The sequence below is a fragment of the Variovorax sp. LjRoot175 genome (assembly GCF_964253805.1).
In the GTDB taxonomy this organism is placed as follows: domain Bacteria; phylum Pseudomonadota; class Gammaproteobacteria; order Burkholderiales; family Burkholderiaceae_C; genus Variovorax.
Genome location: NZ_CAXURY020000001.1, coordinates 1,026,054 through 1,037,092, shown reverse-complemented (window position 1 = coordinate 1,037,092; position 11,039 = coordinate 1,026,054). Strand labels below are relative to the sequence as shown.

The following is an 11,039-nucleotide window of genomic DNA, read 5'->3' as shown; positions in this document are numbered from 1 at the left end:
GTTCTGCGCTCGGCGTTCAGACAATCTTGAAACGTGACACCGACTGGCGCAGTTCCTCGGCCATGTGCGAGAGCTCGCGGACCTGCTGCGCGGTGGTGCGCGTACCTTCGCCGGTCTGCTCCGTCACGGCGAAAATGTGCTGGATGTTGGCTGCCACGACGTTGGCCGAATCGGCCTCGCGGGACGCGGACTGCGAGATCTGCTCGATCAGCTCGGCGAGGCGGCGCGACACGCGGTCGATCTCGGACAGCGCGGTACCGGCGTTGTCGGAGAGCTTGGCCCCTTCCACCACACCCTGCGTGGAGCGCTCCATGGCGCCGACCGCATCCTGCGTGTCGGTCTGAATGGCCTTCACCAGCGCCGAGATCTGACGCGTGGCGTCCGCCGAGCGTTCGGCCAATCGCTGCACTTCTTCCGCCACCACCGAGAAGCCGCGGCCGGCCTCGCCGGCCGACGCGGCCTGGATGGCGGCGTTGAGCGCCAGCACGTTGGTCTGTTCGGTAATGTCCGAGATCAGCTCGGTGATTTCACCAATCTCCTGCGAGGATTCGCCGAGGCGCTTGATGCGCTTGGAGGTTTCCTGGATCTGGTCGCGGATCGAGTTCATGCCGCCGATCGCGTTCTGCACGGCCTGCAGGCCGGAGGAAGCGGCTTCCAGCGACTGGCGCGCCACCGTGGCCGACTCTTGCGCTTGCGAGGACACGCCGTTGATTCGCTCGGCCATCGTCAGCACCGACTGGCCGGTTTCGCGAATCTCGCGCAGCTGTTCGGTCGAGGCAGCGAGCAGCTCGGTCGAGGTGCTTTCCACCTGCGACGTCGTCTGCGCCACACGCGTGGCCGTGTTCTGCACGTTGCCCACCAGCAGGCGAAGTTCTTCCACCGTGTAGTTCACCGAGTCGGCGATGGCGCCCGTGATGTCTTCGGTCACCGTGGCTTCCTGCGTCAGATCGCCTTCGGCCACCGTTTGCAGTTCGTTCATGAGCCGCAAAATGGCCGCCTGGTTGGCGGCATTGACGCGGCCCGCGTCTTCGCTCGCGCGCTCGGCAGCGAGGCGTTCGCGCTCGGCAGCCAGCGCACGTTCGCGGCCTTCGCGCACCTGCACGAAACCGATCGCACCGGCCAGCGCCAGCGCGGCCAGCGACAGCACGAACAGCATCACCACCGTGCCGGCGCCGAGGCCGGTGCGGGCAGAGAGCTTGTCCTGCAGGTCGCCGAGCGAGGTGCGCAGCGGTTCGCTGTCGGCCAGGATGGCGGCCTGCGCTTCGCGCGCGGCGACCAGGCCCTGGAGGTTGCCCAGAATGGCGCCGGCTTTCGTGCGCGTCTGTTCGTAGGTCTTGAGAATGGCCTCGAGCTGCTGGCGCGTCTGCGGATCGCGCGAGCCGGGCAGGCGCTGCTGGGCATTGCCCTCGAGCAGGCCGCGCGTGACTTCCTGGAAGGTATTCAGGTCCTTGCCGAGCAGGAACACGGCGTCGGGGCTCACGCCTTCGACCGTGAGGAACTCGTTGGCCGACTTGCCGATGCGCTGTGTCAGCATCACCAGCTGGCCGGCGGCCGAGATCTCCGGCAGGCTGGCGTTCTGCTGCATCTTGAGCGAGGCCACGGTCTCGGTCATTTCGAGCAGATCCGAAGACTGGCGATTGATGTCGCGCAGCGCGTTACCGACCTGCGTCAGGATCTGCTGCTGGGCCAGCACGGCCTTGGCGCTCTTGTCCGCGCGCTCGACCAGCGGCGTGATCTTGCCGAGCTCGGCGTCGTACTGGCCGCCCACGCGCTCCAGCTTGAGCGAATCGTCGCCGTTCGCCAGGCCCTGCACGCGCCGCGTGAGGTCATCCGAGCTGTCCTTGACTTCCGCGAAGGCGGGAACGTTGCCCACCAGCGCCTGCGAGACCGACTTGGCGAGACGCTGCGACTGCATCAGCGACTGGCCGGTGGCCGCGACCTGTTGCGCCAGCCGTTCGGCGCGCAGGATGGCGGAGCCGGCGACGAGCAGCAGCAACAGCACCACGGTCGCGAGCACGATCGCGAGCACGCGCTGCTGGCGCGCCGGGTTCGAGCGCAGCGAGCGCACCGCGCCCGCGGGCCCCGGCGGAACCGCACCCTGTGTTTCGGCCTGCGCCGGTTCATCGAGGCTGCCGGCCGGCGCCTGGTCGTTGGCGGCGTCCATGGCGAGGACCGCGTCCGGCGTCGGCTCGGGCACCGAATCGCGTCGGATGCGCACCGTCTTTTCTTCGGGCGGCTGCAGGGTTTCGACGCTGTCGAGCGACAGTGTCGAAGCGCTGTCGACGCGCAGGGTGCCGTTGTCGCCCGCAGGCAGGAATTTCTTGAACTTGTCGGCGATCGAGCTCACGGTCGGTCCTTCAGGTAGTGATCGGTGCCAAGCGTTCCGCTCAGGCGCCGATGCTCAAAAATTGAGGTTGCTGGGATAGCGCCTGCAGGTTGATTTCCTGCCAGCGCCCGCCGGCGGCGTCGGTGTACGAATGTCCCAGCCAGGCCGGGGCGTCGCCATCCGGGGCCTGCGATTCGGTGAAGGCTTCGACGCCGCGCAGACCGACCAGCCGGTCGATCAGCAAGGCGCAATTGACTTCAAGCATCTCGTTGAGTGCAACGAGGCGTGATTGGGCGCGCGCCGCTTCGCTCTGCACGGGTGCGGCGGCCGAGCCCGAGGCGAAAGTGGAAAGCTGCACGATGCCGTACAGCCCGCCGCGCAGGTTGGCAACGCCCAGGAACCAAGGCTCGGTGTACGGCACGGCCTGCGGGGGCGTCCACGGAAAAATCTCGCCGGCGTGGCCGAGCGGAAACAGGTACTTCGACTCACCCGCCTCCACGGCGAGCCACGAAGCGGAAACGCCCGAGGTGCGCGCCGCCTGCAGGCGGCTGGCAAGCCGGGACTGGAATGCGCGGAGAGCGTCGCGGTTGGCCATGTACGGAAAACTGTCGGATCAGGCGAGCGCGCTGATCTTTGCCATCAGCTCGGCGGCATTGACCGGCTTCACGATGTAGTCGCGGGCACCCTGGCGCATGCCCCAGAGGCGATCGGTTTCCTGGTTCTTGCTCGTGCACATGATGATCGGCACCGATGCGTATTGCGGATTGCGGGCGATCGCGCGCGTGAGCTGGAAGCCGTTCTGGCCCGGCATCACAATGTCCATGAGGATCAGGTCGGGCTGCTCTTCCTCGAGCCGGCGCATCGCGTCCTCGGCATTCTCGGCGGTTTTCACCGAAAAGCCGTTCTTTTGAAGAAGTTCGGTGAGAAAGATCAATTCCGTCTTGGAATCGTCGACCACGAGTACCTTGCGAATAGCCATTACTGCACTTCCTGCGAAACGATGCCGAACTGCTGCACAGCCTGGAGCAGTTGGTCTTTGGTGAAGGGTTTGGTGAGATAGTCCTGCGAGCCGACCATGCGGCCGCGCGCCTTGTCGAACACGCCATCCTTGGAGGAGAGCATCACGACCGGGACATTGGAAAAATGGGCGTTGCGCTTGATGATGGCGCAGGTCTGATAACCGTCGAGGCGCGGCATGAGGATGTCGCAGAAGATGAGGTGCGGCTTGTGATCATTGACTTTCGACAATGCGTCGAACCCGTCTTCGGCCAGCAGGACCTCGTGGCCTCCCTGCTTGAGGAAGATCTCGGCGCTGCGCCGAATGGTGTTGCTGTCGTCGATGACGAGCACCTTGTAACCCGATCCGTTCGCGCTCATTCGCACGCTCCTTTAATACCACGATGACCGCAACGCCCTCGACGAGGGACGCAAAGAAGCACGCCCTATGCCATGCTTCAGATTTCAACCATTTCGAAGTCTTCCTTGCGCGCCCCGCATTCGGGACAGGTCCAGTTCATCGGAACATCTACCCATGCCGTGCCGGGCGCAATACCATCTTCTGGCACTCCCACCGCTTCGTCGTAGATCCACCCGCAAATCAGGCACATCCAGGTTTTCGTATTCATCGCAGCTTAAAGTCCCTGTTCATAGAATGCAACGATCGTATCCAAACGTATCAACAAAACCCGTGACAAGCGTCTCAGATATGCCACCATCTGGTGAGCCCTGTGGCGTATGACAACTTTCCTACTACCACCAGAGCACGACCGCAAAGTGAGCGATCTTACCGACCCCCCGAACGATGAAACCGCCGAAAGCGAGTTGAATCCGCCGTGCGTGCTGGTCTTCAACGCGAGCGATCCGAGCGGAGCCGGCGGCCTGGGCTGCGATGCACTGGCCATGGCATCAGTCGGTGCCCACATGCTGCCGGTCGTGACCGGCGCCTACGCGCGCGACACCGCTGAAATTTTCGATCACTTCACCTTCGATGAGGAGGCCGTCGCCGAACAGGCGCGTGCCATTCTCGAAGACGTGGAGGTCCAGCTCATCAAGGTGGGCTTCGTCGGCTCGCCCGAGAACCTCAGCACCGTGGCCGAGACCGCGACCGACTATCCCGAAGTGCCGGTGGTCGCCTACATGCCCAACCTCTCCTGGTGGGAAGACACGCAGATCGAGGCCTATCTCGATGCGTTTCGCGAGCTCGTGCTGCCGCAGACGACCGTGCTGGTCGGCAACCACAGCACGTTGTGGCGATGGCTGCTGCCGGACTGGGCCGGCGAGCGCCCGCCCACCGCGCGCGACATCGCCAAGGCGGCCGGCGAAGTCGGCGTGCCCTACACGCTGGTGACCGGGCTGGTCCTGCCCGATCAGTTCATCGACAACGTGCTGGCATCGCCGCAGTCGGTGCTAGCGAGCGAGAAGTACGAGCGCCTCGATGCCGTGTTCGCCGGCGCGGGCGACACGCTCTCCGCCGCGCTGGCCGCGCTGCTCGCCAGCGGCACCGACCTGGTCGCGGCCACCACCGAAGCGCTGAGCTACATGGACCGCTGTCTCGATGCCGGCTTCCGCCCCGGCATGGGCCACGTGCTGCCCGACCGCCTGTTCTGGGCCCAGCCCGAGGACGACGAAGACAACGACGACGATCCCGCCTCTCCCACTGACTTTGCCCTGCCTCCACACGACACTCGCCACTGATGCCACACGCCACCGACAAGAACGACATCCTCTTCGAGCGCGCCCGCGCCGTGATTCCAGGCGGGGTCAACTCGCCCGTGCGCGCCTTCAGGGCCGTCGGCGGCACGCCGCGCTTTGTCAAGCGCGCGCAGGGCGCCTACTTCTGGGATGCCGCGGACCAGCGCTACATCGACTACATCGGCTCCTGGGGACCGATGATCCTGGGCCACGGCCATCCCGCAGTGGTCGATGCGGTACAGCGCGCCGTGACAGAGGGCTTCTCCTTCGGCGCACCGACCGAGCGCGAGATCGAACTCGCCGAAGCCATCCTGGCACTCGTGCCGTCGATGGAGATGGTGCGCCTCGTGAGCTCCGGCACCGAAGCCGCGATGAGCGCGCTGCGCCTGGCGCGCGGCGCGACCGGGCGCAAGTACATCATCAAGTTCGAAGGCTGCTACCACGGTCACGCCGATGCGCTACTGGTCAAGGCCGGCTCGGGCCTCGCGACCTTCGGCAACCCGACCTCGGCCGGCGTGCCGCCCGAGGTGGTGCAGCACACGCTGGTCCTCGAATACAACAACCTCGCGCAGCTCGAGGAAGCCTTCACGCTGCATGGCCACGAGATCGCCTGCCTGATGATCGAGGCGATCGCCGGCAACATGAACTTCGTGCGCGCGAGCGCCGCCTTCGCCCAGCGCTGCCGCGAGCTCTGCACGAAGCACGGCGCGCTGCTGGTGTTCGACGAGGTCATGACCGGCTTCCGCGTCGGCCTGCAGGGCGCCCAGGGCGTGCTGGGCATCACGCCCGACCTCACGGTGCTGGGCAAGGTGATCGGCGGCGGCATGCCGCTCGCGGCCTTCGGCGGGCCGCGCGCGATCATGGAGCAGCTCGCGCCGCTCGGGCCCGTGTACCAGGCCGGCACGCTCTCCGGCAACCCGGTGGCCACGGCCTGCGGCCTCGCGACATTGAAGGAAGTGGCCAGGCCCGGCTTCTTCGACGCGCTGTCACACAAGACCCGTACGCTGGTCGACGGGCTGAAGTCGGCCGCCGCGGCGGAAGGCATCGCCTTCAGCGCCGACAGCGAAGGCGGCATGTTCGGCTTCTTCCTGCTTGATGCGCTGCCGCAGAACTACAGCACGGTCATGACCACCGACAACACGAAATTCAATGCCCTGTTCCACGGCCTGCTCGACCGCGGCGTCTACATAGCGCCGGCGCTGTACGAGGCCGGCTTCGTGAGCGCGGCCCACAGCGACGAAGACATTGCCGCAACCGTCGAGGCGGCGCGCCAAATCTTCAAGACGCTGCGCGCATGAGACTCCGCAGCTTGCTGCCCTGGCTGGTCCTCGCGCCCGGCCTGGCCTTCGCGCAGGCCGATATCGGCAAGGCCTGATTCAACGCCGGCTACTTCTCCCATCACTTCGACCGCGACAAGGGGCTGGCGGACGGCAACCCCGGCCTCGGCATCGAATGGCCGCTCGACGAGACCTACTCGCTCACCGCCGGCCTGTTCCGCAACAGCGACCGCGAGCGCTCGCACGCTCGCATTACGTCGGGCTATAAGTCATGCCCTTCGAGTTCCATGGCGTGAAGTTCGGCGCCGTGGTCGGCGCCTTCGACGGCTACCCGCGGTCCAACAACAGCGGCTGGTTTCCGGCGCTGATCCCGACCGCGGCCATCGAAGGCAAGAACTGGGGGCTCAACATCGCCATCGTTCCCAACATCAGGAACCGGCTCTACGGCGCGATGAGCTTCCAGCTCAAGTACCGCTTCGGAGCCTAGGGCCTGCTAACAGGCCCTCTAGTGCCTGAAATGGCGCACGCCTGACAGCACCATGACCACGCCGCGTTCGTCCGCGGCATCGATCACCTCCTGATCGCGCATCGAGCCGCCGGGCTGGATCACGCAACTCGCGCCGGCATCGACCACCACGTCGAGCCCGTCGCGGAACGGAAAGAAGGCGTCGCTCGCGACCGCCGTGCCTTGCAGCGACAAGCCCGCGTGCTGCGCCTTGATACTCGCGATGCGCGCCGAATCGAGCCGGCTCATCTGGCCGGCGCCGACACCCATGGTCATGCCGTCGGCGCAGAACACGATCGCGTTGCTCTTGACGAACTTCGCGACCTTCCATGCGAACAGAAGATCCTGCAGCTGCTGCGGCGTGGGTTGCTTCTTGCTCACCACCTTGAGCTCGTCGATCGAGAGCTCGCGGTTGTCGGCGGTCTGCATCAGGAGGCCAGAACCGATGCGCTTCACGTCCACCGCGTTGCGGCCGTTGTCCCAGTCGCTGGTGCCGCCCGGCGGCAGCGCGATCTCCAGGATGCGCACATTGACCTTGCTCTTGAACACCTCGAGCGCCTCCGGCGCATAGCCCGGCGCCATCAGCACTTCGACGAACTGCTTGCTCACAGCTTCGGCCGCGGCACGGTCCACCGGCCGGTTGAAGGCGATGATGCCGCCGAAGGCCGAGGTCGGATCCGTCTTGAAGGCCTTGGCGTAAGCCTCGTGTGCATCCTTGCCCACGGCAACGCCGCAGGGGTTGGCATGCTTGACGATCACACATGCCGGCGTGTCGAAGCTCTTCACGCACTCCCAGGCCGCATCGGCATCGGCGATGTTGTTGTAGCTGAGCTCCTTGCCCTGCAGCTGCTTGGCCGTGACCAGCGAACCGGGCGCGGGGTACAGGTCGCGGTAGAACGCGGCCTGCTGGTGCGGGTTCTCGCCGTAGCGCAGGTCCTGCAGCTTGATGAAGCGGCCGTTGCTCTGCGCCGGGAAGAGCGCATGGCTGCCGTCGCCCTGAATGCCCGAGAGGTAGTCGCTGATCGCGCCGTCGTACTGACTGATGCGGTTGAAGGCGGCGACGGAGAAGGCGAACCTGGTCTTGTCGCTGAGCTTGCCGTCGGCCTTGAGCTCGGCCAGTGCCTGCGGGTATTGCGCCGCGTCGGTCAGCACGCCGACGTCCTTCCAGTTCTTCGCCGCGCTGCGCACCATGGCCGGGCCGCCGATGTCGATGTTCTCGATCGCGTCCTCCAAGGTGCAGCCGGGCTTGGCCACCGTGGCTTCGAAGGGATAGAGGTTGACCACCAACAGGTCGATGGTGTCGATGCCGTGCGCCTTCAGCGCCGCCATGTGCGCCGGCACGTCGCGCCGCGCCAGCAGGCCGCCATGCACCTTGGGATGCAGCGTCTTCACGCGGCCGTCGAGCATCTCGGGAAAGCCGGTGAGCTGGGCCACTTCGGTCACCGGCAGGCCGGCATCGGCCAGCAGCTTGGCGGTGCCGCCGGTCGAGAACAGGCGGATGTCCAGCGCGTGGAGCGCCTGCGCGAATTCGAGGATGCCGGTCTTGTCGGAAACGGAAATCAGTGCATTCATCAAGGACTACTTCAGGAGTTTGTGTTCGACCAGCTTTTTTCGAAGCGTGTTGCGATTCAGGCCCAACCACTGCGCGGCCTTGGACTGGTTGCCTTCGGCCCGCGTCATCACGACGTCGAGCAAGGGTTTCTCCACCACGCGCACCAGCATCTCGTACATGCCGTCGGGTTCGGTGCCGCGCAGGTCACGGAAATAACTGTCCAGACTGTTGCGCACGCAGTCTTCGATATGTTTCTTGCTCATGGCCCTCTTCTCTTCTTCTGTTCTTCAATTCATGCAGGCACTTCGGCTGCCTGCTCATCCCTTTGCGCTTGCGCGTCATCGGCGACCGGAATGCGATCCATCCGTGCGGCCAGCGTGTCGAAAAAATCGGCCACCGCGGCGAGTTGCGCGTCGCAGTCCTCGATGGTGTTCATCCGGCCCCTGAATTCCTCGCCGCCGGGCAGCGTGCGGACGTACCAGCCGATGTGTTTGCGCGCGGTGCGAACACCGCTGTAGTCGCCATAGAGCGCGTAGTGCTGCTGCAGATGGTCGAGCATGAGGCGGCGCACCTCGGCCACGAGCGGCGGCGCGAGCTGCGTTCCGGTCGCGAGGAAGTGCGCGATCTCGCGAAAGATCCACGGCCGTCCCTGCGCGGCACGGCCCACCATCACGGCGTCGGCGCCAGTGAGTGCGAACACTTCACGCGCTTTCTCGGGCGAGTCGACGTCGCCGTTGGCGACCACCGGCACGCGCACGGCCGCCTTGACGGCCGCAATAGTGTCGTATTCGGCCTGGCCCTTGTAGCCCTGCTCGCGCGTGCGGCCGTGCACCGTGAGCATCTGCACGCCGGCCGCTTCGAAGCGGCGCGCCAGCGCCACCGCGTTGCGATGGTCTTCGCTCCAGCCGGTGCGCATCTTGAGCGTGACCGGGACCTTGTGCGGCATCGCAGCACGGACCACCGCCTCGACGATCTCGAGCGCCAGCGGCTCGTCGCGCATCAGCGCCGACCCGGCCCACTTGTTGCAGACCTTCTTGGCCGGGCAGCCCATATTGATGTCGATGATCTGGGCACCGCGCTCGATGTTGTATTGCGCCGCCTCGGCCATCATGGCTGCATCGGTGCCGGCGATCTGCACCGCAATGGGGCCCGGTTCGCCATCGTGGTTCGCGCGGCGCGAGGTCTTGAGCGAACCCCACAGCTCCTTGCGCGAAGTGACCATCTCGCTCACCGCGTAGCCCGCACCGAGTTCGCGGCACAGCATGCGGAAGGGCCGGTCGGTGACGCCCGCCATGGGCGCAACGAACAGCCGGTTTTCCAGCGCGATGTTGCCGATCTGCAGGGTCATGGAGGGAAAGTTGGCACGCGCCTGGCTGCTGAAAAATGAGGCACGATTGTAGCGGCGCGAAGCGAGAGGCGCTGAAACGATTTGCGATTTCATCGAGTTTCATCGCGCACGCGGACAGCGTATACGCCGACGCTGCATAACACCGCGCCTTTCTATACTCCGGCGCACATGCAAGCCTGGCTCGACTCACTCTTTGCGCTTCTTGCGCTGCCGCAATTCGGGCTCAGCACCCTCTTCGTTGCTGCCTTCGTGTCGGCGACCCTGTTGCCGGTCGGCTCCGAGCCGGTGCTGTTCGGACTGCTCAAGCTCAATCCCGAAATGTTCTGGTCCGCGGTCGGCGTCGCGACGATCGGCAACACCTTGGGCGGCATCGTGGACTGGTGGATCGGCTACGGCGCACACAAGGTGGCCGACAAGTATTCGCACTCCAAGCACCATCTGCGTGTGCTCGGCTGGCTGGAACACCTGGGGCCCAAGGCTTGTCTGCTGGCCTGGCTGCCGATCGTCGGCGATCCGCTCTGCGCGGTCGCGGGCTGGCTCCGGCTCTCGTTCTGGCCTTGCGTGATCTACATGGCGATCGGCAAGTTCGCGCGCTATGTCACGATGACGATTGCCCTTCTCTACATCTGGCCAAATTGAGGCGGCCGCGCCATCAGGTCAAGAGCCCGTACGGCCCGCCACGCTCGAGCGCGCGCATGTAGGCCGGCCGTGTATGGATGCGCTCCAGATAAGCCATGAGCTTGGGCCGCGACGCATCGAGCCCGCCGCGCGCCAACGCGGCTTCCACCGGAAAACTCATCTGGATGTCGGCGCCCGAAAACGCATTGCCGGCAAACCATTTGCTCTTGTCGAGTTCGCCTTCCATGAAATCCAGATGGCTCTTGATGTTCGGCATGATGAAGGCGGCCTTGGCCTTGCCCGCGATCGCCTTCGCGATCGGCTTGGCGAAGAAGGGCATCTTCGCCTTCTCGATCTGGTCGAACATCAGCTTCAGCAGGAGCGGCGGCATCGCCGAGCCTTCGGCGTAGTGCAGCCAGTAGCGGTAGCGCAGCGCTTCGGTCGTGCCCGCCGCCGGCGCGAGGCGGCCATTGCCGTAGCGCTCGATCAGCGTCTCGACGACCGCACCCGACTCCGCGAGCGTGAGGCCTTCGTCGGTCGTCACCACCGGCGACTTGCCCAGCGGATGCACCGCGCGCAAGGTGGGTGGCGCGAGCATGGTCTTGGGATCGCGCTGATAGTGAACGATCTCGTAGGGGAGCTCGAGTTCTTCGAGCAGCCAGAGCACGCGTTGCGAACGGGAGTTGTTGAGGTGGTGGACTGTGATCATGGCGAGCTGAAGT

General features: G+C 65.5%; 13 protein-coding genes. 4 read left to right on the top strand and 9 right to left on the bottom strand.

Translation table 11 applies throughout. The annotated features are described in order from the left end of the window. Positions 1-16 precede the first annotated feature (16 nt). From ACSQ89_RS05220 to ACSQ89_RS05200, 5 genes are all read right to left on the bottom strand, one after another. The gene (locus tag ACSQ89_RS05220; RefSeq protein ID WP_436293828.1) at positions 17-2,218 is read right to left on the bottom strand and encodes a methyl-accepting chemotaxis protein; all 2,202 of its coding nucleotides are present in this window, start codon (positions 2,216-2,218) and stop codon (positions 17-19) included. A gap of 169 nt (positions 2,219-2,387) precedes the next feature. Next, complete coding sequence (locus tag ACSQ89_RS05215; protein WP_093109557.1) at positions 2,388-2,921, bottom strand: chemotaxis protein CheW; 534 nt, start codon at positions 2,919-2,921, stop codon at positions 2,388-2,390. 18 nt (positions 2,922-2,939) lie between these two features. After that, entirely contained in the window at positions 2,940-3,305 is a 366-nt protein-coding gene (locus ACSQ89_RS05210) for a response regulator (protein WP_093109556.1), read from the bottom strand. After that, positions 3,305-3,703 carry a response regulator gene (locus tag ACSQ89_RS05205; protein ID WP_093109555.1) on the bottom strand — a complete coding sequence of 133 codons (399 nt, stop codon included), beginning with the start codon at positions 3,701-3,703 and terminating at the stop codon, positions 3,305-3,307. The genes ACSQ89_RS05210 and ACSQ89_RS05205 overlap by 1 nt, the downstream gene beginning before the upstream one ends. A 77-nt stretch (positions 3,704-3,780) precedes the next feature. Continuing rightward, entirely contained in the window at positions 3,781-3,951 is a 171-nt protein-coding gene (locus ACSQ89_RS05200; RefSeq protein WP_436293756.1) for a rubredoxin, read from the bottom strand. Positions 3,952-4,060: 109 nt separating this feature from the next. Between ACSQ89_RS05200 and thiD the strand changes: the two genes are divergently transcribed. The 3 genes from thiD to ACSQ89_RS05185 all read left to right on the top strand — a co-directional run bounded on the left by thiD (position 4,061) and on the right by ACSQ89_RS05185 (position 6,781). Next, entirely contained in the window at positions 4,061-5,020 is a 960-nt protein-coding gene (gene thiD, locus ACSQ89_RS05195; protein ID WP_093109553.1) for a bifunctional hydroxymethylpyrimidine kinase/phosphomethylpyrimidine kinase, read from the top strand. Then, positions 5,020-6,315 (top strand): glutamate-1-semialdehyde 2,1-aminomutase, encoded by a 1,296-nt coding sequence (gene hemL, locus ACSQ89_RS05190; protein ID WP_093109552.1) that lies wholly within the window; start codon positions 5,020-5,022, stop codon positions 6,313-6,315. Before thiD ends, hemL begins: the two co-directional genes overlap by 1 nt. Positions 6,316-6,565: 250 nt before the next feature. Next, the gene (locus tag ACSQ89_RS05185) at positions 6,566-6,781 is read left to right on the top strand and encodes a hypothetical protein (RefSeq protein WP_436293757.1); all 216 of its coding nucleotides are present in this window, start codon (positions 6,566-6,568) and stop codon (positions 6,779-6,781) included. Positions 6,782-6,799: 18 nt separating this feature from the next. Here the strand turns inward: ACSQ89_RS05185 and purH are convergent, their stop codons facing one another. From purH to dusB, 3 genes are read right to left on the bottom strand one after another with little or no spacing between them, the layout of a single operon-like run. Further along, positions 6,800-8,371: a bifunctional phosphoribosylaminoimidazolecarboxamide formyltransferase/IMP cyclohydrolase gene (gene purH / locus ACSQ89_RS05180; RefSeq protein WP_436293758.1), complete on the bottom strand. Its 1,572-nt coding sequence runs from the start codon at positions 8,369-8,371 to the stop codon at positions 6,800-6,802. 6 nt (positions 8,372-8,377) lie between these two features. Continuing rightward, the gene (locus ACSQ89_RS05175; protein ID WP_028259705.1) at positions 8,378-8,614 is read right to left on the bottom strand and encodes a Fis family transcriptional regulator; all 237 of its coding nucleotides are present in this window, start codon (positions 8,612-8,614) and stop codon (positions 8,378-8,380) included. Positions 8,615-8,643: 29 nt separating this feature from the next. Next, positions 8,644-9,699 (bottom strand): tRNA dihydrouridine synthase DusB, encoded by a 1,056-nt coding sequence (gene dusB / locus ACSQ89_RS05170; protein ID WP_436293759.1) that lies wholly within the window; start codon positions 9,697-9,699, stop codon positions 8,644-8,646. A 168-nt stretch (positions 9,700-9,867) separates the two neighbouring features. On the opposite strand from dusB, the gene ACSQ89_RS05165 reads away from it, so the two are divergent. Next, entirely contained in the window at positions 9,868-10,338 is a 471-nt protein-coding gene (locus tag ACSQ89_RS05165) for a YqaA family protein (protein ID WP_093109550.1), read from the top strand. 13 nt (positions 10,339-10,351) lie between these two features. On the opposite strand, the gene ACSQ89_RS05160 is transcribed toward ACSQ89_RS05165, so the two are convergent. Beyond that, complete coding sequence (locus ACSQ89_RS05160; RefSeq protein ID WP_436293760.1) at positions 10,352-11,026, bottom strand: glutathione S-transferase; 675 nt, start codon at positions 11,024-11,026, stop codon at positions 10,352-10,354. Positions 11,027-11,039 lie beyond the last annotated feature (13 nt).

Excerpts from the sequence above, each read along its gene's own strand:
- ACSQ89_RS05215 (WP_093109557.1), bottom strand. The coding sequence starts at position 2,921 with ATGGCCAACCGCGACGCTCTCCGCGCATTCCAGTCCCGGCTTGCCAGC.
- ACSQ89_RS05210 (WP_093109556.1), bottom strand. The coding sequence starts at position 3,305 with ATGGCTATTCGCAAGGTACTCGTGGTCGACGATTCCAAGACGGAATTG.
- ACSQ89_RS05205 (WP_093109555.1), bottom strand. The coding sequence starts at position 3,703 with ATGAGCGCGAACGGATCGGGTTACAAGGTGCTCGTCATCGACGACAGC.
- ACSQ89_RS05200 (WP_436293756.1), bottom strand. The coding sequence starts at position 3,951 with ATGAATACGAAAACCTGGATGTGCCTGATTTGCGGGTGGATCTACGAC.
- thiD (WP_093109553.1), top strand. The coding sequence starts at position 4,061 with ATGACAACTTTCCTACTACCACCAGAGCACGACCGCAAAGTGAGCGAT.
- hemL (WP_093109552.1), top strand. The coding sequence starts at position 5,020 with ATGCCACACGCCACCGACAAGAACGACATCCTCTTCGAGCGCGCCCGC.
- ACSQ89_RS05185 (WP_436293757.1), top strand. The coding sequence starts at position 6,566 with ATGCCCTTCGAGTTCCATGGCGTGAAGTTCGGCGCCGTGGTCGGCGCC.
- purH (WP_436293758.1), bottom strand. The coding sequence starts at position 8,371 with ATGAATGCACTGATTTCCGTTTCCGACAAGACCGGCATCCTCGAATTC.
- ACSQ89_RS05175 (WP_028259705.1), bottom strand. The coding sequence starts at position 8,614 with ATGAGCAAGAAACATATCGAAGACTGCGTGCGCAACAGTCTGGACAGT.
- dusB (WP_436293759.1), bottom strand. The coding sequence starts at position 9,699 with ATGACCCTGCAGATCGGCAACATCGCGCTGGAAAACCGGCTGTTCGTT.
- ACSQ89_RS05165 (WP_093109550.1), top strand. The coding sequence starts at position 9,868 with ATGCAAGCCTGGCTCGACTCACTCTTTGCGCTTCTTGCGCTGCCGCAA.
- ACSQ89_RS05160 (WP_436293760.1), bottom strand. The coding sequence starts at position 11,026 with ATGATCACAGTCCACCACCTCAACAACTCCCGTTCGCAACGCGTGCTC.